The following is a 23,517-nucleotide window of genomic DNA, read 5'->3' as shown; positions in this document are numbered from 1 at the left end:
CTGCATAAAGACTATATAATCATTTATTAAAGAAAAATTACTGAGAAAGTATTTTCTAGGTGGATTTTTATCCATTAGCTATAGGGAACAGAATTCTTACAGATTGTTATTTTTATTATACATCCTGCTACAACCAAAAACGAATAAAGCTGATTTACAATAAAATATAACAACACAAAGTACGTTGTTTCATAAAACTATAACTAACTATGGTAATATCCCCTATAGTACTTTCACACACATTATCCCATGAAAAAAGCAACATTCATTATATTGCTATTAACAAGCATTATAACTCAAGCTCAACAATTATTTAAAGGAAAAGTAACTACTGCCTCCAACCACCCTTTATCCGGTGCAACCATCACTGTATCTTCAGACCCTTCTGTTGGCACTACCAGTGATCAAAATGGAGAATTTAGTCTTGAGGTTACAAAAAACACCGAAATTCTGATTAACTATATTGGATATACTTCAAAAAAAATAGTCTTAACAGCCTCTTATACCCAAATAGTTTTAGAAGAAGAAAACCAAATATTAGAAGAAGTACTAGTTACTTCTGCCAGTAGGGAAACTCAAAAAAGATCTGAAGTTCCTGGCTCTATTGCTACTCTTAATGCCAAGAGTATAAAAACCAGTAAGGCCTTCGGAATTGACCAATTGGTAAATCAAATTCCCGGAGTATTAATGTCTACTTCCAGAGCCGGGAGTAATGAACAACATTTTATGGCAGTACGTTCTCCTATTTCTACCAAATCATTATTCTTATATTTAGAAGATGGGCTTCCGATTCGTCCTACCTCTGTATTCAATCATAATGCCTTATTAGAAATGAACAATACTTCTTTTGGTCGCATAGAAGTACTAAAAGGACCTGCATCCAGTATCTATGGTAGTGAAGCTATCGGAGGAAGTTTTAACTTTATTACTAAGAATCCTACCGAAAAACTGAGTGGAGGTTTTGATTATCAACAAAATGACCTGGGATTCAGTAGATATGAAGTAGAAGTTTCTAATCAGGCAAATGAAAAATTAGGTTTTTATGTTGGTGGACATTATGCCAAAAGAGAAGATGGTCCTATTGCACATAGTGATTATGAAAAATTAGCCTTTACCTTAAAAACCGTATATGACTTTTCTCCCAATACCCGATGGACATCAGTAATAGATGCTGTTGATTATCGCTCTGATATGGCAGGTTCCCTTAGTGAATCTGATTACTCAAATGGTAATTATGAAAGTGATCAAACCTTCACAGAAAGAGATGCAGTTAGTTTTAGGTTTCGTTCTACTCTGGATCAACAATGGAATGACAATCACAAAACAGCTGTGAACCTCATCTTCAGAAGTAACAGAATGGATCAGATCCCATCCTATAGAATTCGTCAATTCAGAAATCAGGGAAAACTAACCGGTAGCGGATCTGGAGAAGTTAATTCTAATAAATTCACAAGTTATGTTGGACTTATTCAACATAAAATAAATTTTGATTTTGCTGCTTCTTCCTTAATCATTGGCGCATCTACTGATTACTCTCCTCAAAAATATGAGGCAGAAAGAATCAGTGTTTTTGTAGATCCTACAACAGGAATCAATACAGGGTATGAAAAGAAACATCAGGATTATATTCTTAATTATCATGCTGATATTTTTAATCACGCAGCTTATATGCAATACGAAATAACTCCAATAGAAGCATTAAAAATTACTGCTGCTTTGCGATATGATTATTTCAAATATGATTATGACAATCAAAACGACGGTATTTCGGGAGCAAAAGATTCTGAAAACAATTATGATAATATTGCACCAAAGCTAGGAATCAATTATAATTTTAATAAAAAATCAGGAATATATGCCAATTATTCCAATGGGTTTACTCCTCCACAAACCTCTACTCTCTATAGAAACAGCTTTGTTGGAGTAGATGGAGAAGTTTTTGACCTAAAACCAAGCAGGTATGACAATTATGAGATTGGAGGATACTTTGTACTTCCGTCTAAATTAAAATTTGATGCTGCTATCTATCTTTTAGAGGGGAAAAATACCCTAATCACATTACGAAATGAAAATGATGAGTTTTTTAATAGTAATGCTGGAAAAACCAGATCCTATGGAATTGAATACGGACTTACATATATGCCTGTAAAGGGAATATCCCTAACACATAATGGAAGCTATGCTAAGCATAGGTACGTTACTTTTTATGACAGAGGAGTCGATTATTCCGACACTGATAGAAATACAGCTCCTTCTATCACGGGGATTTCCATTGTTTCTTATCAAACAAAAATATCAAAAGAGCTTGCTTTCAACATCGCTGCCGAGCATGAGCTCGTAGGGGCTTATAATACTAGTTTTGAGAACCAGGTAATTGTTGAGGATGCAGACGGAAACCCGATTCTTACACCAGAAGGAGACGAAAAAAGAACGACAGCTACCTATGACGGGCATTCTATTTTTAATCTCAGAGCCAGCATACAATATAAAAATATAGAAGTATGGGGGCACTTTCTGAATGTATTTGACGAATTATATGCCGTTAGAGCTTCCTATAACAGGTTTAGAGGTTCTAATAGCTATTCTATTGGAAACCCAAGAGCTTTTCACCTCGGGCTACGATATAACCTATAACACTTTATCCCGATCCTTTCTATAGAAAGGGTCGGGAAAATTTCTATAAAAACAACACCTATGATCGCTAAACTGTACAAATGGCATAAAAAATTAGGGCTTTGGGTTCTAATTCCTATGATTCTATGGACCATCAGTGGAGTATTGCACCCAATAATGGGGTGGATTAAGCCTGATATTGCGAATAGACGAGTTCATACCATTCCTATCACAAAAGAAACAGATAGTAGCCTGATCAGTACCATTCTTACAAAAAACCAACTGCCGGAAATCAAAAATATACGGATGGTCTCAATGCTGAATAAACAGTATTATCAAGTTGAAAAACCAGATAATACATTGGCATATATAGAAACACAAACGCATATTCCTCTGACACATGGAGATCAACAATATGCAAAAGTATTAGCACGTCATTTTTCTGGAGAACAAGAACTACCGATTTCAGAAATTACACTACTTCATAATTTCACTAATACCTATCGGGAAATTAACCGATTATTACCGGTCTACAAAGTGCGCTTTGAAAATGGCAAAGATGTATATGTTCACACACCATCCAGCAGATTAGGAACCATTAATGATCGTACCAGAATAATAATGCTCTATGCATTTAATATGATGCACAACTGGGATTTTATCTGGTTTAGCAAAGCTGTTAAGCTGACACTTATTATTGTTTTGGCACTACTCAGTTTACTTACTGCTCTTTCCGGGGTTATTTTTTATACTGCCTTCTGGAAAAAATACAAACGTACTATTGCTACTTCCAGGCAGAGTAAATTCAGGAAATATCATAGAATTACGGGAATGACCATTTCGATTTTTATGATGCTTTTTGCTTTTAGTGGATTATATCATGCATTTGTAAAATTTGATATGGTTTCCGGTCCTGCCAAACGATACTCTAAAGTATATGACTCGAAAACACTGCAATTCTCTCTTACAGATATTGTCGAAAAAAATTCACATACTCCTGTAAACTTTCGCTTGACTTCTTTTGACCAGCAAAATTTTATTCAGGTTTTTTCTGCTAAGAAAAAAGTGGCATACCTACACCTAAACACCAGATCTATTGAAAAAGAAGGGAATGCAAAACACGCATTTTTTTTAGCTGATTATTTCTCTGGACTGAAAGACGCAAAAAAGAACACTCCTCAAAAAATAGCACGTTTCTCTGGAGAATACGGTTTTATAAACAAGCGGCTTCCTGTATGGAAAATTGCGTATAAAACAGTTCAAAAAGACACCTATTATGTAGAAACAACCACAGATAGACTTGCTTCAAAAGTGGATGCTTCAGCTAGAAGAGAAGGGTTTAGCTTTGCTTTTCTGCATAAATATCATTATCTAGACTTTCTGGGAAAAGATACCAGAAACGGTATTATGATCGTTATTACCCTAATGGTAGCTATTGTTTCTATTCTTGGATTATCCATTTATTATCAAAAAAATGAAAAAAAGAAAACTCGTAAGAAATACGCGTAAGTGGCATCGTTACCTGGGACTATTGCTCGGGATACAATTCTTTTTATGGACCATAGGAGGGCTGTATTTTAGTTGGACAAATATTGACGAAATAAGAGGAGATAATCTAAAAAAAGAAAAAACTCCTATTACAATTCCCAAAGGTATTATAGCTCCATATTCGCAGCTATATAACCACATACCAAATCATACCCCTGTACTAGATGTCCGGCTAAAAAAAGTATTGGATACTCTATACTATGAAGTAACATATACACAAGGTCATCAGAAGCAGTATCTTTTATTCAATGCGATAACAGGAAAGAAAGCAAAAAAAATGTCTGAAAACAAAGCAGCATTAATCGCCAAAGAAAAGTTATCAATCGCTTCAGAAATCACTAATATAGAACGCATTACTACAACCAACAAGCATCACGAATACAGGGGACGCCCGCTTCCTGCTTACGCTATTCGTTTTGATAAACCGGCAAATACCACAATTTATGTATCCGAACCGCGTTTTCAAGTCGAAACTTTTAGGAATAATCAATGGAGAATATTTGATTTTCTATGGATGCTACACACCATGGATTATCAAGAAAGAGACAATATGAATAACTGGGTTTTGAGGATATTTTCTATTTTTGGGCTGTTCACTATTATGAGCGGTTTTCTATTATATATATTAACTTCTAAAACATTAAATAAAAAAAAATAACCCCACAAAGCAAGAACATATGCTACTATCCTTTTTTTTAATTGCTATTATACTCTGTATAATAGGTATTGCATGGCAAGAACGAAAAATGAATAAAATTGCCAAACAATACAAACGAGAGAATACTCAAGAAAAAAATACCAAAAACATTAATTTAAATTCACCTTATTAACTATTGCACCATGAAAAAAATATCAGGAATCATCTGTATATGTCTTACGACTTTGTTTTTCATCTCTTGTAATAAAGAAACGCAAAGCAAAGAAGAAAAAGAGTTTGATGCTTTAATGAAGCAAGTTATAGACATCCATGATGAAGTAATGCCCAGAATGGGAGAAATCAGTTCCTTAATTAAGGAATTAAAACCAAAAATTGATACTACCGCTCAAGGCAAAGTATATGAAAAATCTCAATTAGAGTTAAAAAAATCATATGATCATATGATGAGATGGATGAGTGATTTTGGTAGAAAATTCTCCTCTGGTCATGGGCATGATCATGGAGATGGGCATGATGAAGCAACACATGAAGAAGAAAAATTTGATTACGTAGCTAAACTAGCACTATTAAAAAAAGAAAAAGTTGCTGTCGGCGAGCTTCGTGATGAAATTAATAGCAGTATAGAAAATGCCAAAAAACTACTCGGAAAATAGCATATCATTTTTCTGAAAAAAAAATTAAAAAGCATGATTATACAAACAGTTAATCATGCTTTTTATATAAGATCATACCATGATCTCGTTATTTTTATTAATCAAAATATTTTACTTTAGCATATAGAAACCCATTTAACCGTTAAAAGTCGTAGAAATATAACTTTTATAAAAAAGGGTATGTATTAAAAACCGATAATGTAACCGATGAAAAAAATTATTGTATTCTTCTCCATTTCTATCTTAGGGCTTTCCTCCATAACTGCTCAGAAAAAGAAAGATTTACTTGCCGAAATAGATAAATTAAGACAAGAAATAAACACTGTAAAAAGTGAATTACACGAGTCCCGAAAAAAAGAAAAAGTAGGTTTATCTAAGGTACAATCCTTAGAAAATCAGGTGAATGACCTAAGAGAAACCAATGCTTCTTTACTGGCTAACATGGGAAATTTCACGGAACTCTCTAAAAAGAAAGCTCAAAACTTAGAAAAATCTTTGGAAACGATTAAAGAAAAAGATTTGCAATTAAATACCGTTAATAAAGCTATCAGTAGTAGTGACTCTACCAGACTTGCTGTATTAACACTGTTTAAAAACAACCTGAAAGGAGCTGCTGCCAATGAAGCTTCCATTGGTGTAAAAAAAGGAACAATTTATATCACCTTAGCCAATAGTTTTTTATTTGGTAATGATGATAATACCACAGTAACCGATAAAGCCAAAGTTACGTTAGAGAGTATTGCTAATACGATTAATAGTACTCCTGACCTTTCTATTTATGTAGAAGGAAACAGCAATGCGATAGAGTTTAAAAATAAGACTATCAAAGACAACTGGGATTTGAGTAGCTTACAAGCTGCCGAGGTTATCAGAACACTTCAGAATAAATACAAAGTAGATCCTAAACGAATTGACCTCATCGCTAAAAGTGAATATGGTTCTGAAAGTATAGAAACCTCTACACGGATTGCCATCAACCCTAAATTTGATCACTTTTACAATACTATCAAAGAAAGCATGAAATAAACTACCTGTTAAAGTTTTTTTAAAGGGAGTATCCTTTCTACACAAAAAAATACTGATTTATTTTTGTAAAGCGCCTGATTTTATACATCAGGCGTTTTTTTTACACAACTAATTATCAAAAACATACAATAAAAAACCGTTTTTCATATACGGAAATACCTTTTTATTTTCTCTCTTATAGGGGTGTTCTCTATTTCCTGCGACTTGTTTACAAAGGCCTTTAAAAATTGCATACTTTTTTGAAATTCAAAACAAGAAGACGAAAAAGTATCAATAATAAAAACAATTCAATACCTAATGATTAAAGGAGGAAAACATGATCTCGTATAAAAAACAACTATGCGGCTACTGCAAAACCCGGTTGATACTACCTATCTTTTTATTTCTGGTAGCTGGTATTATCCAAAAAGGGTATTCATTTCAGGAAAATAATGAAAAATATACCATCAGCGGATATGTAAAAGAAAGTGGAAGCGGCGAACTGTTACCAGGAGTATCTATATACATCACTGCTCTAAAAAAAGGAGTTGTCACCAATGATTTTGGCTTCTATTCATTAACGCTTCCTTTGGGAACGTATGATGTTAACTACTCATATATTGGTTTCAAAACAGTTACAACAACCATCTCATTAACCCAAAATATCCAAAAAGACATTGACTTAACTATAGAAAGTAACCTATTAGATGAAGTCATTATTGACTCGAGAAAAAATGAACGGATTTCATCCAAAGTACAAATGAGTACTTTATCGTTACCAGTTGAACAAATTCAGGATATTCCTGCCTTACTGGGAGAAAAAGATGTGTTGAAAGTATTTCAGTTAATGCCAGGAGTCAGTGCCGGATCAGAAGGAAGTTCGGGGCTTTATGTACGAGGAGGTGGTCCTGATCAAAATTTATTTATTCTGGATGATGCAACTGTATACAATGCGAATCACTTATTTGGTTTTTTATCTGTATTTAACGGAGATGCTATTAAATCCGTAGAAATGTATAAAGGAGGATTTCCTGCCAGATACGGAGGTCGATTATCATCTGTACTAGATATACGAATGCTGGATGGAAATAAAAATGAACTTCACGGTAAATTTGGTATTGGATTACTTTCGTCCAATATTACACTTCAAGGACCAATCAAAAAAGGAAAAACTTCATTTCTTTTTTCAGGAAGAAGAACCTATTTAGATCTGTTTACCAGATTAGCGAGTACTTCTGAGAGCAAGGTTTCTCCTTATTTCTATGACTTAAATGCAAAAATAAATCATGAATTCGACAGTAAAAACAAACTCTATATAAGTAGTTATATGGGACGTGATATTTTCAAATTAAAAGAAAATTATGACAATGAAAAATACAAAACCCGGCTAGGGTGGGGAAATCAAACAGCAACGATTCGATGGAACCATCAATTTAATGATAAATTGTTTTCGAATACATCATTAATTTACAGTAATTTCAAATTCTTCCTGGATGTTGAAGAGGAATATTCCAATCAGCAGTATGATGCCAAATTCCACTCCGGAATTACAGACCTTGGTGTAAAACTAGATTTTGATTATTTTCCTTCATTAAACCATCATTTGCGATTTGGTGCACAAGCATTGCATCATAACTTTACACCACATACCAGCGTTATTAAGGAAAAGGGATTCCCTGATAACCGATCCAAAACTGAATTTCGTTCTATAGAATCCGCTGTTTATGTAGAAGATGAATGGAAAATCTCTGAACGTTTTAAAACGAATCTCGGAATACGTGTGAGTAGTTTTAATTACAAATCTCTAAACTATATCAACCCGGAATCTAGAGTATCCCTCGCTTATAAATTAAATGATGTATCTGCTGTAAAAGCTTCTTATTCTTCTATGAATCAATACATTCATTTATTGAGCAATTCAGGAATTGGTCTACCAACTGATCTTTGGGTGTCTTCGACCGATCGGGTAAAACCACAAAGCTCTCATCAGGTTGCACTGGGATACTCCAGAGACTTTATCGATGAAAACTTTACCTTATCACTGGAGGGGTATTACAAAAAATCCAACAATGTTATAGGGTATAAAGAAGGAACTGATTTTATATTTGATGCACGAGAGGATAGCGAAAAAACTTGGGAGGATAATGTCGTATCAGGAGAGGCAGAAGCCTATGGATTAGAGTTCCTATTACAGAGAAAGTTTGGTAAATTTACAGGATGGATTGGCTATACTCTCGCCTGGTCAGATCGGCAATTTGATGAACTCAACCAAGGGAAACGCTTTTTTGCCCGATACGATCGTAGGCATGATGTTTCTTTGGTTGGAATTTATAAACCCAGTAAAAAAATTACATTATCCGGTTCATGGATTTATGCTTCAGGTAGTAATTATACCTTACCAAACGGTGAGATTAAAACGCCTATCAATGATAGACACGATCTCAGTCAAAGCAACATTTTTAACAATAGAGGAATTTCTAAAAACTACGAAGAGCGCAATAACTTTAGAGGAGAAAGTACCCATAGACTTGATCTTTCGATTCAATTTCATAAAAAGAAAAAAAGAGGAACCAGAACATGGGATTTTAGCATCTACAATGCTTATTTCAGAAAAAACCCATTCACTTATATATTTAAAAGAAAAAATGGTGTCAGAGAGCTCAATCGAATTTCGATTCTCCCAATTATTCCATCAATCACTTACAAGTATGAGTTTTAATCAACAACACTATCCTTATAAAACAAACGAATTATGAAAACATATATTCACAGCCTGATAGGAACTTTATTGCTATCATTATTGATGAGCAGCTGCGGAGAAGATACTTTTGTTACTCCGGTTGATATCGGATCTTTTTTATCTACTGATAATGAAATTGTGATTACTAGCTTTATCGCCCCTCAAAATGATTTGATAGAGGTGGAGATTTCTAAAACATTTCCCTTATCTGTAGTCTTAAACAATCCTAAAATCCCAGAAGAAGATTTTTTGATTAAAGATGCATCTGTAACCTTAAAAAATTCAAAAAATGAAGACATAACGGTTCCATACAATCCTACAAGCAAAAAATATGTAGTCGCATCCAAAGACTTCCCTATTCTGGCAGGAGAAACTTATACGATAGAAGTAACTGCTTTGGCTAAAACAGCCACTGCCAGTACAACAATACCTGGTAATGCAAGTACAGAGCTTGAAAAACCTATCATCAAAAAAGAAGAAGCCAGATTCGGTAGTAGCACCTATCTCAGTGCTGAAATTAGCTGGAAAGATATTGCTTCTGAAGAAAATTTTTATCATGTGATCGCTATAGCAAATGAAGATGTTGAAGATATTGACAATTCTTTCGAAATAAACCTGACTCAATTCGATTTTAATCACCACCTCTTTTACGAAGAAGATGATTTTGGGATAGAAGATGACACGAGGGAGTATATCAGCGATGCAGGACGGGATGGTGCTTTCTTAAAAGCAAAAGGAATAACCGGAAATACCCGAGAAGTAAAAAAGGTAACGGTAAAAATTCTCACGGTAGATAAAAATTATTTTGAGTACCACCAGGCGATAAAAAAACAAGAATTTTTCGAAGATGAAATCTTTGTAGAACCAATTACTATTCCTTCTAATGTCAATGGAGGAAAAGGAGTTTTCTCATCATATCAAATTACAGAAGAGGTGTTTACTTTCTAAATACTACCTAAACCATATCTTTATTAATGCAAAAAGCTCCTGATTCTATCAGGAGCTTTTCTATTAGAGCAATATTATCTAATTAATTGAGGTTTATTTTACTCTTTAACCCATTTGTATACTTTCTTTTTTCCGCTTTCATATACTTCTAATAAGTAAATTCCAGATGGTAATGCACTTGTATTAAAAGATACTGTCTCGTTTGTAGGGTGATTGTCTCTCTTAAAAACGCAAATTCCACCAACATTATAAACGGCTAAGTCTACATATTTACTCTTTACTTTTACAAATTCTATACTAGCTAGTTCGCTATATTTTGGAGGAATCACGCGGATATCCTGCCCGGATAATGGTTCTATAGATTCAGTAACGATACCTGATTTAGCTAAAGTAGTAGCTGGAATACAAAACCTCTTTGTATCTACACTTGCAAAGTTTCCTCCTTCTATCAGTACAGTTCCTTTATTTGATAATTTGTAATAACCATTACCGTAGCTACAGCAAATCCCATCCCCATACGTATCTTTGATTTCAAAATTGTAACAAGCATCTTTTAACTCAAATGTTTTTTTAATCAGTTGTCCCCTTCTTCCATAGTTACCTCCTTTATACAATACAGTTCCTTGTGCATCTTTAACCTCCCAGGAAGTTTCTCTCGGATAATTATCCAATTTTAGTTCAAAATTCACTGTAGTCATTCCCCCTCCTCCACTGGTCGTTGCTTTTGCTGTATTGGAATACGTCGACTGGTTCGTGTTGTTAAACGCTTTTACCCTATAATAGTAAGTCGTTCCTGCTTGTAAACCTGTATCTGTATATGAACTGGCATTAGCTCTTACGCTTTTTATTTCTGTAAAGTTGGTTCCATTCGTACTACGTTCTATTTTGAATCCAGTTTCGTCTGTACTATTGTCTTTCCATTGCAACCGTATTTCGCTGTTAGAAGTACTTCTGGCAGTTAAGTTTGATGGGGCATTGATTCCCGGGCTACCATCAGAAATCTTTTTAATTGCTGCTTTTAGATTTGGTATCGGTCCGATATGACCACCACTTCCCTGAGCAATTCCTGTGGAAATTAATAATTCTCGCATCTCTCTGGGAGCAATATTCTTTCCTAATTTTTCTTTTGCATATGATTGAATACAAGCTACTGCACTGGTTACAACCGGTGTCGCTGAACTGGTTCCATTAAACCTCGCAGTATATTCTTTTCTATAATCATTATCATAGGTTACATCTCCATATCCTGTGGTAAAAACATTGTGTCCCCACCCCTGAACATTTACTCGTTGTCCATATGTGCTAAAATTTAGTTTGGAATGAGTAGTATTAGAGCTTCCTGCTCCTACTATAATACTTCCATTATCTCCTCTGTTTCTATAGGAACTATAAGAAGAGCTATCCAGGTTTGCATTTCCATTTCCAGCAGCAGCTACTACTAAAATTCCAGCATCTGTTGCTGATTTTACGGCATCCCATACAGATTGATTAACATCTGCAGGAGCTAGTTTTCCATCGGGTCCCCCGGTTTGCATTTCTAATACAATAATATCTCCTGCCTGAGAGTTTTGAGCTGCTTTTAAGATCGCAGTAGCTCGTCCTTGTATTTCACTAATTACTCTTCCGGTTGCTTTTGGAGCTGTTCCTTTAATTCCCACTCCGTTATCTTCATCTCCTACCAGAATACCCATCACTGCAATTCCATGATCTTTGTAATTGTCTGTATAATGCGATGTAACATATGACATCCCCTGATTTACAAACTCTTCATGATCTAATTTCCCCCAGCTGTATTCAATATCTGTAATTTTTACTCCTTGCCCCATGGCACCAACTGACCAGGCATAATCAACATCTATTCCTGGATTTGCTTTTCTATATCCTTGCCGGGCAGTTAAATCCGGGGTTGGAGCAAATGAGAAAAAACCAGGAGGTGGAGGAGATTTAACTGGCTCCAATACACAGTATTCAACTTCTTCTAATTCTTCTAGCTTTTTTCCCAAAGCTAATAATGCATGCTTATCTTTTATAGAAGATTGCACTTCGCACAAGCCTGCAAAATCTAAAATATTGAATCCTTTTTCATCCGATTGGCTTCGCATTGTCGGACTCCTTAATGCTGCCTTTTGGGCTTCCGTGAATTCAATTAAAGGTCTAAAAAAAAGCCCTCTCAAATTCTTGGAGGACTTCTCGCTAAATGAGGAATTCAATAATGCTACTTCCCCCTTGTTTACAACTGGCATCAATGCTGACTTAAACTTCACCAGAAGTTTATATTCATTTACATCATCCAGTACATAAAGTTGATTTTTTAGCGGATCACTACTTTGCGCATAAAAAATGCTGGTCATACATAGACACAGCATTAAATTAATCATCTGTTTCATAGTTATATATAAGTTTGGTTAAATGATATTATGAAAGTACACAAATTAGCTAACCATCAATAATTCAGTATTTTATTTTAACATATTTTAATAAAACTCTTACATTTTTTTAATAAAAAATCACAAAAACCTTTTATAATGTAAATAGGCACCCTTTGAAATGCAGCAATAAAAAAACTCTTGAAAATTTCAAGAGTTCTTTTTTCTTATCTCAATATATCGATGGTTACTTTACTTCCAGATATACTTTAGATTTATAGGCTTTAATTCTAAGTTTGAAAGCAGTTAGAGGTAAAATTGCATAGATTGCTACAAAATCTTCGTGATCACTCTTATTATTGTTATACACCACTACTCTATCATCATGCTCAGTATAATCTATACTTCTCGCTTTGTAGGCTGCTGTGTTTTTAATTGCTCTTATAATTTTTTTTGTTCTTTTCTTTAGCATGTTTTTAAGTTTTAAGGTATTTGATAATCAATGTTGGTTATTTTATCTATGGCATTTTTTGTGCCATTTTCACAAAATACTCGTATACAACACGTTAAAAAAACATCATTAAAAAACCTTATGCATTTAATCAGGTTATCGGTTCGTAGTTCTTTTTATATATCCTGTAAAATTATGAGATTATCAACTACTTTTTTTCACGGAAAGTAGCTCCATTTCCGTCTTTGCAGTCCTTTAGTAAATTATAATATTGATCAGAGAGCCTTTTTTAGATGATACAAAGATTTTTTCTTTCTATTTAGTACTAGAAAAATTCATTTATAATTAATTTTCTCTTCTATAATTTTATGTAAAATTGCTTGATTTACAACAGTTCTTTTGGGACAAAAGGGACTTTTTTATGAACTCACCTTCAATATATAACCTTTACTTTTATGTAAAAACTATCTTTCTCTCATTACTTTCTTTTACTTCCCGATCGAATTCTTTTTAACTTAAAACCATTTTCTAAAGTTCCCTTGACCTCATATTGATGTAACATATTTTCATCATCTCTCAGGTCAATAATAAACTCATACTCTTCTTCTTTATTTTCATAAGTAGCATAAATAGTTAGCTTACTATATGTATTAGAACTATACTTGCTGAAATCTATTGGAAATTCCTGATCCCATTTCAGCATTCCTTTTTTTAAATGTATTTTACTAATAATTGCCTCACAACCATAGTTTTTTAATCGTAAAGACATTTGTTTTTTAATATAATCCACTCCTTTACCATCTGTGACTAGATAAGGTTCTTTATAAATTGAGGCTGCCTCTTCTATAATCATTGTAGTTTCGAAAATATGAATCCCTTTATTTTTACTCGAAGATCCGTATTCTCGTAATATTGCTTTTTTTAGTGTATCTATTGACACCCATTCTGCTGGTAAATTAGCGGCATATGTCTCATAGTACTTCTGAACTTGATAAGAAAGTCTATCTTCATCATATTTGAGATCCGTATGCAATTTTACTAATTGTATACTATCCTTATAAATATTCTCTACTTTAGCATATAACCCATCTGTTCGGAATGACCTTTTTGTATCTCTAATTTTAAAATACACATGAGTATCAAGACTATCCAGTAGCTGAAGGCTATGATCTCTTGTCTGGTTAAATTTTTCTTTATAATATGCCTTAGTTTGATAATTTTTTATCCCTAAATTCCCAAAATAAAAAGTTAGTCCTACTAACAAAATTATAGGGCCTAAAAATGTATACCAGGGTGTTTTAGGTTTTTCTTTAATCTGAGATGCTATTACTGTACGAATATGTTCAGGAATTTCATATAACTGTTGATCTTCTTTTCGTAATCTCAATACTTTCGTAGTAGGAAATAGAGGTAAAAAATGAAGGTGGAAATAGTTTTGTCTATATTCAACTCTCATTTTAGCATTTACCTCATTTTCAAGACCTAATTCCCTTAGTGAATAGCTTTTTAAGCGTACACTGCGTATTCCAAATTTAATAGTACTCACTTATTTGTTTTTTTTGATAAATTTCAATTTACATATAATTAATGTTTTAAGTATTGAAATTGTTACCAAATTAAAAACATTACAAAAGTTAAAAAAACAAAAAACCGCAAGACATCAAAATGACTTGCGGCAGTCGGGATGAGAGGATTCGAACCTCCGATCTCTGGTCCCCCAGACCAGCACTTTAACCGGACTAAGCTACATCCCGTTTTTTCAAAGACGCAAATATAATAATCCTTTCCGAATTCTAAGGGTTATTTTTCTCTAGAATTTTAATCATCTTAAAAGATTTTAGCAAATGGAATAATCCAGGTAAAACAATTAGACCGGCAATTAACAAAGTAATTGCTAAGGTAGAAATTACGCTATCCGGCGCTATCTTTTCTAATAAACTAACACTTGATCCATCAACTAATATTATATGAGGAAAATGGGCTATAAATGCAGCTAATAAAATTAAAAACACCTGTAGTCCGGCAAAAAATCGGCTCCAGATTACATTTCCTCCTTTTATCAGAAACCACATCGGTACAAGTAATATTCCTGATATCCCGAGTAGTGCTATAGCAAATGGGGTTTGAATTATTTTTACAATAAATGTGTACTCAAAATAAATCCCATACCCAAATACCAACCCTCCTACCAGAAAAACAACAGCTGTAGCGATCATGGCTTTTCTCACATACATCTTCTTTCCTTCCTGCTCTGACTCTCCTATTAATAACACAGCTGATAAAAAAGCACATAAAGCAGTAAAAAACATTCCTATCAGAATACTGAATATGGAACTCCATGGCTGGATAAAAACATCGTAAAAACTTGTAGTTGCATTTACTGCCTCTAAATGAATATCCCCACTAACCAGCCCTCCGAAAATCATCCCTAAAAACATAGGAGTAATAAAACTGGATATTTTAAATAGTGTATCGTATAATTTCTGTGAGTCATCCACAATGGCATCATAGTGCCTAAATACAAAGGCCACTCCCCTCAACGTCACTCCCAACAACATCATTGTTAATGGAATATGCAGATGCACCACCATGATATTATAATATTGAGGAAAACCTACCCATAAAATAACAATCACAATGATAATCCAAATATGATTCGCTTCCCATACAGGTCCCATTACTCTATAAATGGTCTTTTTTGTTATTTTTTGATTTTCTACAGAGGAGAATAACTCTACAATTCCTGCTCCATAATCAGCTCCTCCCAGCACTACGTATAGATATAAAGCAAAAAAGAGGAAAAATAAAACAACGTATAACATATCACTTACTTTGAAGAGTTTAACACTTTAATTTGTCGAGTCATTAGCCAGGTTACTGCTACTGTCAACAATAAATAAACAACCAGATAGCTGTAAAAACTAAAAACGATACCTGGCATTGGCGTCACAGCATCTTTAGTTTTCATAATTTTATGAATAATCCAGGGTTGGCGCCCAACTTCTGTTACAATCCAACCTGCCTCTAACGCAATAAACCCCAAAGGAGAAATGATTGCAAATAACAACCAGTATACTGTACGTTGTTGCCATTTTTTCTTTTTTCTGGAAATAAAGTAAAAGATTCCTATCATCATTAAAAGTCCTCCGATTCCTACCATTATCTGGAAAGAATAATGAACCACCGGAACATTGGGACGTTCATCTTCTGGAAAATCATTCAACCCTTTTACTTCTGCGTTCACATCTCCAAATGCCAAAAATGATAGCATCTTAGGGAGTTCTATTTTATAAGATACCTCCTGGGTTTCTGGATTCACAATTCCTCCTATATATAAAGGGACTCCTTTTTCTGTAGTATAATGAGCCTCCATGGCTGCTAGTTTTACCGGTTGTCTTTTTGCGATATCTTTTGCTGAGATATCTCCACTTATGGGTTGTAATATTGCTGCAATAGCACCAAAAGTAATGGCAATATTAAATGCCTTTTTATGAACAGCTACTTTTTTCTTTTTATAAATCTGATATGCATGTACTCCTGCTACAGCAAAACCAGTTGCCGTAAACGCTGCCAGTACCATATGCAATGCTTGTGTAAACCAGGCTGGATTAAGCAATGCTTGTACCGGATCAATATTTAAAAACTCTCCATCAATATAATCAAACCCGCTCGGGGCATTCATCCATCCATTGGCGGCTACCACTAATATCCCAGAAGAAACCCCAGACAATCCAATAATGACTCCTGTAAACCAATGAAATTTTTCTGGTAACTTATTCCACCCATATAAATAAAACCCCAATGCGACAGCTTCTACAAAAAAGGCTGCCCCTTCTAATGAAAATGGCATTCCTATAATAGGACCTGCATGTTTCATAAATTCCGGCCACAATAGACCTAATTCGAAAGATAATGCTGTACCAGAAACCGCACCTGTTACAAAAAAAATAGCAACCCCTTTTTGCCAGGACTTGGTAAGTTTCAGATAAACAGCATCTCTTGTTTTTAACCATTTATAATGAGATACCACCATAAAAAAAGGCATTACCATCCCAATACATGCAAAAACAATATGAAATATTAGGGTAAATGCCATTTGGAGTCTTGCCGCATCAAGATTTTCCATACACTAAAATTTAAGAAAGAATTCACTTCAGATTATCGCATATAAAGATACGACTCAATCCCCTTATACTTATGGTTTTTTATTAGTTTTTATTGATTAAAAATAACCTGTAATACACAGGTATTTTACTCCTTTCTTCTTTCTTTAAACTCCCTATATCAAATTCTTTAGTTTTTAATAAACAATTAATCTAAATAAATTTGTTAGACATGACTAACTTTTTATATTTGCATCACCTAAACACATGAAATCAAAAAAATGAAATATTACGTTATACTCTTAAGTATGCTCTATTGTTCCATATCTTCTATATACGGTCAAAAGACCACCCTAAAGGGTCAAATTACCGCTGGCGGTCAAGAATTAGCTTATGCCGTTATTCAAGTTAACGGAACAGACTTTTCTACAGGAACATCGGCTAATGAACATGGGGAATACCAACTAGCATTAGCGGAAGGACACTATAAACTAACAATTGCACTCATGGGATACACTACATTATATACCAATGTGCAAATAAAAAATAGTGAAAGTATTACCAAGAACTTTGACTTAACTCCGGATCGTTTAAACCTGGAACAGGTAGTCGTAAGTGCCACCCGAAATCGGGTTAATCGAAAAAAAGCTCCTGTAGTTGTCAATGTTCTTAGTCCTAAACTATTAACTGCCACACAGTCTATAGCCTTAGCAGATGGATTGAATTACGCCCCTGGTGTTCGGGTAGAAACCAATTGTCAAAACTGTGGTTTTACCCAGGTTCGACTTAATGGGCTGGACGGAAGCTATACACAGGTCTTAGTGAATAGTAGAGCTGTATTCAGTGCCTTAAATAGCGTCTATGGACTAGAGCAAATTCCTACTAATATTATAGACCGCGTAGAAGTTGTGCGTAGTGGAGGGTCTGCTTTGTATGGCTCTAATGCCATTGCAGGTACCGTAAATATCATTACCAAAGACCCAGTATTAAATTCCTGGGAAATAGGTACCAATCTAAGCTTAATCGATGGAAAAGCCCCGGATCGTACAGTGACTTTTAATTCTTCAATGGTTAGCGATGACCTCATGAGCGGTATCACCCTTTTCGGGACCTATAGAGACCGGGAAGAATTTGATGCCAATGGAGATGGTTTTACTGAAATAACCACGTTAACGAATAATACATTTGGAGCAAAAGCTTATTTAAAACCAAATGAAAGAAGCCGACTCTCGCTGGATATAACTTCTCTAAAAGAATTTAGAAGAGGTGGGGATCAACTCGATATAGCTCCTCATTTTACAGATATTACAGAACAATTAGATCATACTACCTTCCTAGGAGGTATTGCATATGATCTTCAGAATAAGAAATTAACAAACAAATTCTCTATATATTCTTCTGCGCAGTACACGAACAGAGATAGCTTTTACGGAGGTCTGGGAGGCGAAAGAACTGCACAAGACAGTATCTTAGCGAGTAATTCTTATGGAAACACCAAAGATTTAGCTATTGTTAGCGGGATTCAGTTTACTCAAAATTTCAGTAATGAAGATATTCTTACTGCTGGAATAGAGTACAATATCAGTGATACAGAAGATGCTATTGCAGGATACAACCGGTTAATTGATCAAAATGTAAAAACAATTGGTACTTATGCACAATATGAGTGGAAGCCTACAGAGCAATTCACCGCTCTTGTTGGAACACGTTTGGACAATGTGAAGGTAGAAGGAGATTACAACATCGGAGGAATCTCCCGAACGGTTTCCGTAGACCAAACTGTGCTAAGCCCTAGAATAACACTTTCCTATCAAATCAGCAATGCATTAAAGTTCAGAGGAGGGTATGCCAGAGGTTTTAGGTCTCCGCAAGCGTTTAATGAAGACCTTCATATTTCTTCTGTAGGAGGTGAACCACAATTTGTTATACTATCGGAAAATCTGTCTACAGAATTTTCTAATGCGTATACGGGATCTTTGAATTACAGCAAAAACTTTAATAAGGTACAAACGGACTTTCTCGTAGAAGGTTTTTTTACTGAATTAAAAGATCCATTTACCCTTGTTAGTACAGGTGCTGCATTACCTAATGGATCTATCCTTGAGGAGGTGAGAAATGGATCAGGTGCCACTGTATACGGTTCTAATATTGAAATTGGGGTTTCTCCTTCAAAAAAATGGCAATTTCAGATTGGAGGAACTTATCAGCAATCAAAATATAAAGAAACACAATTGCTTTTTGAAACAGATGGAAGTGTCCCGGGAGAAACGAACATCAGTGTGGATAAATTCATCAGAAATCCAGAAACCTATGGATATTTTAATCTTTCCTGGATTCCATTAGAAGATTTGAATATTGATTTTACAGGAACATATACTGGTACCATGACTGTTCCTCATGTAATTAGTGACTCTGGGTTTATGGAGCTTGTAGAAAGTGATTCTTTTTATGATCTGAATCTAAAATTAGAATACCATATAGATATTACAAATGATTTTCAGCTAACTTTTAGTGGAGGAGTTAAAAATATGTTTAATAGTTATCAGGATGATTTTGATACTGGAGCAAGTAGGGATTCTGATTATATTTACGGTCCTGCGGCTCCCAGAACTTTCTTTTTTGGTATAAAATTTGGTAAAATGCATTAATATGATGTCGCTTTTTAAAAAACATAGTATTACTGGAATCTTATACTTGCTTCCATTATTGATTTTCTCTCAGAAACATGAAGAAATTCACTGGATCACATTTGAACAATTAGATGATTCTTTAAAAGTAAAATCCAAAAAAGTATTTATTGACTTCTATACTGACTGGTGCGTGTATTGCAAGAAAATGGATCGGGTGGTATTTACCAAACCGGAAGTAATTGCTAAAATTAACAAAGAATACTATGCCGTAAAAATGAATGCGGAGCAAAAAGACACCATCAGTTTTGACGGAACCAACTTTATCAATAAACATCACAAAACAAAACGAAATGCAATACACGATATCCCTTTACTACTTGCTAGTAGAAAGGGATATCCTTTTTCACTTCCAGCTATGGTCATTCTCGATGAAAATTTTAGCGTTAAAAAACGTTTTTTTGAATATCTGGACAGCAAAAAATTACTAAACGCTTTATAAAATTATAAACAAACAACCTATGCAATAAAACTACTCAATGCTCTTAATTCCTTTTTTACCAAAATCAATACAAAAAGAATTATAGAACAGACCTTTCCGGTCCTTAAACAAGAACGCTCATGTAATACACAAATCATTAAAAAACTTATTTCACTTATGAGTACATCAGAATTACTTCATATAGAAAATCAATGGAAAGTATACACCATTTCCGGAAATGCCTTGTTTAGCAAAGGTAAATTTGAAAAAGCTATTATTCACTATACAAAAGCTTTTTCCGAAGCTTCCAAACTTGTTCGGCATATGTTTAGCAGCTTGCAATTTGGAATTCCCATTGTCTCCACTTTTATTATTTCTTGTAATAATTTATCCAATACCTACTGGGAAATAGGAAAGCTCAACGAGGCAGATACACTCTACAGACGTGCTATTTTCTTTATTGTATACCTATCCGAGAACCAAAACGTTCACCAAAATCTAGATGCCACTATCAGGCGTGAATTCCCCAGGGTTCTATTGACATATAATGCCTTTTGCGAAAAAACAGACCGTCGACATAAGATTGCAGATTTATTAAAAGAAATTCAGATCAATAAAAACTATTTTCATTAATCAGGCGTTTACCTTTTGCAGGAAGACAATAGTTTTATCATATGTAAAATCAACATGTTGAAACGCTTGATGTTTTGTCAAGTCTCTTAAGTATCTATTTTATTTTTAGATACAAACCATCTTATAAAACTAGTAACCAACAAGAAATAAGACAAATAGGATTTTTATTAAAACACACTAAAAACGTACTGTATAGATGAAAAACTTAACATACCCAATTCAAATATTGGAGCAGGAAAAGAAAAAATTGGAAAGAACGATCAAAAAGGAAGAGTTGATGAAAAAAAATATGACACATGCCAGTGCTCAACTCCGTAAAGTAGCACAATTAACAAATGCTATTAAATATATAAAGCAAAAGCAGGTTAAGTAAAAAATCATTAAACCATGCTTTTTTCAGACATATTTAGCTCAAAAGAAGTACTCTTAATACTGTTATAACTTTTTTAAAATCTCCTCCTAAAAACTACATATTATTTATATTTAGGATTTTGTATTAAATTATCTTATCATAATTAAGAGTATGATCCTACTTGATGCTAAATATGTCTGTCTTTTTTCTACAAAAAAGGTTAATTCTATAACCAATTGCAAAGAAGTGCTCCTCCTAACAGAGCATACAAACTGTTTCCCCTTCTCGAATTCAGCAAAACACATACAATACAATATAAAAGATAGGGGCACTACATTGACCTTATCTCCTTATAACACGAAGGAAATTTTCATACAATTCGGCATACTACCTAAAATTAAAGAAAGAATTGATTCTGGTTTTACCAAAAACGCATCAGTCTATCAATATACGAAGCGAGCCATGAAAAAAAATTTGACATCTATTAAAAATAAATATCTGGTTCGTTCTATGCAACTACTAAACATTATTATAAACACATGAAATACATTATGAAATCATCACTTCTTACACTTTCTATTTTATTTTTTTCTATGGGATATGCACAAAATACCTCCGAAACATTACCCTATCATCAGATTCCGGATGCTCCAGAGCAATATAGTCCTGGTAGTGTCGCTGCTAGGTTTATTGACGGGCTAGGATATCGATATTACTGGGCTACTGAAGGGTTAACAAAAAAAGAACTGGATTTCTCTCCTTCTGCTGATGCCCGAAATGCCATTGAGACATTAGAACATATCTATGATCTATCTACCACTATTCTCAACGCTTCCTTAAACCGTCCTAATGAAAAACAAGCTGATGCACCTGCCCGTACATTTGCTGAGACTCGAAAACAAACCTTGCTGAATCTACAAAAGGCCAGTCAGCTTATTAGAGGTAAAAATGAAAAAGAACTTGCAGCCTTAACTATTATTTTCAAAAGAGGAGATAAAGAAATTACATATCCTTATTGGAATATGATGAATGGTCCCATTGCAGATGCTATTTACCATGTAGGACAGATCGTATCCTTTAGAAGAAGTGCTGGCAATCCTATGAATCCTAAAGTTAGTGTATTTACAGGAAAGAACCGTTCATAAAATAACTAACGGGCATTACTATTACTAACTACAAATTCATGTAGGCTATGTAATGCCTGTTTCCCACTCTTTTTTATTTCTTTTTTTACCAATAAAAAGAGTACCATTTTTTTTATCCACGACTTTGTTGTTATATATACCTCCAGCTCCAAAATACAGGATTGCTCGGTGACTGGTGTAATCACAAAAAATTGATATAGCTCATCCACCGGTGGTAAACTCGTCGTATACTCTCCATAAACCAACTGTCCCGGTTCTCCTTCCTTTACGACTGTTGTAAAGTCAAAATGCTTGCCATTAATCACACAAACATGTTCAGTTCCCAGTCGTGTCACTTCCTCTTCATTATACGTTACCTTATCAACACCTTCAGTCCAATAATGGCGATATGAATAGTTTGTAATATATTCTAAAAGTTGCGTTGCTGATATTGGATATTGTTGCTTAATCACAAAACTTGGTAAAACATCAAAATTCACTGTTCTTCCCTTGGAAAAAGGAATTAATTGCAGGTCTTCTTTTTCTATTTCTGAATAGAGATATGGAAGTACTTTCCCATCATATTCATTTGCTCCCTTGTAAAAAGTAAATAATTTGTTTTTAAAACCTTCCGAAACAGCAATAGAATCTGCCAGAGATGAACTCAATAAAACATATTGATCATGTGGCACATCATTCTTCAATAATCGATGTACCTCGATTACCTGATTCCCAAAAGGTTTCCGTTTTCCTTTGACATTTATAAATTGTAGTACTCCACTATGGATAACGATCTTCAGCTGTAAGTTTGGTGCTAAAGAACAGGCCTGGCAAGGACAAATTCTGTTTTTCTTCAATACCTCCAAATGACTGTAAAAATCTGTAAACATACGCTCCACCTGAGCAAATAGCGTTTCTGCATCCGGAACCTCATTTTCTTTATAGAAAAACAACGCATCTCCTTCTATCTCTGCCAGTTCCAAATCTAACATATTAGCTTCTATAAGTACTTCTAATAATTCGGCTATAACATGTTCACTATGTCTGGCTTCTGTTGTTTGTACAAACTCCGTAAAACCAGAAATGTCCGGAAGAAATAATAATGACTTGTCCATACTGTATCCTTAGCTGGCGAAAATACTATATATCTAAGAAAACAAGTTACACATTTATTTTTTCTTCCAAAATTATCGGTTCAACAATCGACTTAAGCAA

Annotated in this window: 18 protein-coding genes and 1 tRNA gene; 12 read left to right on the top strand and 7 right to left on the bottom strand. The window is 34.2% G+C overall.

All coding sequences use genetic code 11. The annotated features are described in order from the left end of the window. Positions 1-249 precede the first annotated feature (249 nt). The 7 genes from HN014_RS14245 to HN014_RS14215 all read left to right on the top strand — a co-directional run bounded on the left by HN014_RS14245 (position 250) and on the right by HN014_RS14215 (position 10,165). Positions 250-2,634, top strand: a complete 2,385-nt coding sequence (locus tag HN014_RS14245) for a TonB-dependent receptor (protein ID WP_176029518.1) — start codon at positions 250-252, stop codon at positions 2,632-2,634. 60 nt (positions 2,635-2,694) lie between these two features. Beyond that, positions 2,695-4,122, top strand: a complete 1,428-nt coding sequence (locus HN014_RS14240) for a PepSY domain-containing protein (protein ID WP_176029517.1) — start codon at positions 2,695-2,697, stop codon at positions 4,120-4,122. Then, positions 4,088-4,819 carry a PepSY domain-containing protein gene (locus tag HN014_RS14235; RefSeq protein WP_176029516.1) on the top strand — a complete coding sequence of 244 codons (732 nt, stop codon included), beginning with the start codon at positions 4,088-4,090 and terminating at the stop codon, positions 4,817-4,819. Before HN014_RS14240 ends, HN014_RS14235 begins: the two co-directional genes overlap by 35 nt. 182 nt (positions 4,820-5,001) lie before the next feature. Then, complete coding sequence (locus HN014_RS14230; RefSeq protein ID WP_176029515.1) at positions 5,002-5,472, top strand: hypothetical protein; 471 nt, start codon at positions 5,002-5,004, stop codon at positions 5,470-5,472. Between the two features lie 207 nt (positions 5,473-5,679). Next, on the top strand, positions 5,680-6,498 hold the full coding sequence (locus HN014_RS14225) for an OmpA family protein (RefSeq protein WP_176029514.1): 819 nt from the start codon (positions 5,680-5,682) through the stop codon (positions 6,496-6,498). A 316-nt stretch (positions 6,499-6,814) separates the two neighbouring features. Beyond that, positions 6,815-9,196, top strand: a complete 2,382-nt coding sequence (locus HN014_RS14220) for a TonB-dependent receptor (protein WP_176029513.1) — start codon at positions 6,815-6,817, stop codon at positions 9,194-9,196. A gap of 33 nt (positions 9,197-9,229) precedes the next feature. After that, positions 9,230-10,165, top strand: coding sequence for a DUF4249 domain-containing protein (locus tag HN014_RS14215; RefSeq protein ID WP_176029512.1), 936 nt, complete (start codon positions 9,230-9,232; stop codon positions 10,163-10,165). 98 nt (positions 10,166-10,263) lie between these two features. Here HN014_RS14215 and HN014_RS14210 read toward each other — a convergent pair whose 3' ends face one another. The 6 genes from HN014_RS14210 to HN014_RS14185 form a co-directional block, all read right to left on the bottom strand. Then, the gene (locus tag HN014_RS14210; RefSeq protein WP_176029511.1) at positions 10,264-12,516 is read right to left on the bottom strand and encodes a S8 family serine peptidase; all 2,253 of its coding nucleotides are present in this window, start codon (positions 12,514-12,516) and stop codon (positions 10,264-10,266) included. Positions 12,517-12,778: 262 nt separating this feature from the next. Further along, positions 12,779-13,003: a hypothetical protein gene (locus tag HN014_RS14205; RefSeq protein ID WP_176029510.1), complete on the bottom strand. Its 225-nt coding sequence runs from the start codon at positions 13,001-13,003 to the stop codon at positions 12,779-12,781. Between the two features lie 457 nt (positions 13,004-13,460). Further along, positions 13,461-14,528, bottom strand: a complete 1,068-nt coding sequence (locus HN014_RS14200; RefSeq protein WP_176029509.1) for a hypothetical protein — start codon at positions 14,526-14,528, stop codon at positions 13,461-13,463. Between the two features lie 133 nt (positions 14,529-14,661). Next, a tRNA-Pro gene (locus HN014_RS14195) sits at positions 14,662-14,736 on the bottom strand. A 39-nt stretch (positions 14,737-14,775) separates the two neighbouring features. Continuing rightward, positions 14,776-15,804: a cytochrome d ubiquinol oxidase subunit II gene (locus HN014_RS14190; RefSeq protein ID WP_176029508.1), complete on the bottom strand. Its 1,029-nt coding sequence runs from the start codon at positions 15,802-15,804 to the stop codon at positions 14,776-14,778. A gap of 5 nt (positions 15,805-15,809) precedes the next feature. Continuing rightward, the gene (locus HN014_RS14185) at positions 15,810-17,108 is read right to left on the bottom strand and encodes a cytochrome ubiquinol oxidase subunit I (protein ID WP_176029507.1); all 1,299 of its coding nucleotides are present in this window, start codon (positions 17,106-17,108) and stop codon (positions 15,810-15,812) included. A 258-nt stretch (positions 17,109-17,366) separates the two neighbouring features. Here HN014_RS14185 and HN014_RS14180 point away from each other — a divergent pair, with 258 nt between their 5' ends. The 5 genes from HN014_RS14180 (at position 17,367) to HN014_RS14160 (ending at position 22,323) form a co-directional block, all read left to right on the top strand. Next, positions 17,367-19,733 (top strand): TonB-dependent receptor, encoded by a 2,367-nt coding sequence (locus tag HN014_RS14180; RefSeq protein ID WP_176029506.1) that lies wholly within the window; start codon positions 17,367-17,369, stop codon positions 19,731-19,733. 1 nt (position 19,734) lies between these two features. After that, positions 19,735-20,214: a thioredoxin family protein gene (locus HN014_RS14175; protein WP_254884013.1), complete on the top strand. Its 480-nt coding sequence runs from the start codon at positions 19,735-19,737 to the stop codon at positions 20,212-20,214. Between the two features lie 156 nt (positions 20,215-20,370). Then, positions 20,371-20,826 (top strand): tetratricopeptide repeat protein, encoded by a 456-nt coding sequence (locus tag HN014_RS14170; RefSeq protein ID WP_176029505.1) that lies wholly within the window; start codon positions 20,371-20,373, stop codon positions 20,824-20,826. Between the two features lie 196 nt (positions 20,827-21,022). After that, complete coding sequence (locus HN014_RS14165; protein ID WP_176029504.1) at positions 21,023-21,199, top strand: hypothetical protein; 177 nt, start codon at positions 21,023-21,025, stop codon at positions 21,197-21,199. A gap of 530 nt (positions 21,200-21,729) precedes the next feature. Beyond that, a complete protein-coding gene (locus tag HN014_RS14160) occupies positions 21,730-22,323 on the top strand; it encodes a DinB family protein (protein WP_217704333.1) in 594 nt (197 codons plus the stop codon). Positions 22,324-22,328: 5 nt separating this feature from the next. On the opposite strand, the gene HN014_RS14155 is transcribed toward HN014_RS14160, so the two are convergent. Further along, positions 22,329-23,417 (bottom strand): DUF2652 domain-containing protein, encoded by a 1,089-nt coding sequence (locus HN014_RS14155; protein ID WP_176029502.1) that lies wholly within the window; start codon positions 23,415-23,417, stop codon positions 22,329-22,331. Positions 23,418-23,517 lie beyond the last annotated feature (100 nt).

Origin of the sequence: Aquimarina sp. TRL1, from assembly GCF_013365535.1 — a bacterium.
Classification (GTDB): Bacteria; Bacteroidota; Bacteroidia; order Flavobacteriales; family Flavobacteriaceae; genus Aquimarina; species Aquimarina hainanensis.
The sequence above is the reverse complement of the archived record's forward strand: the minus strand, read 5'-3'. Positions and strand labels throughout refer to the sequence as shown.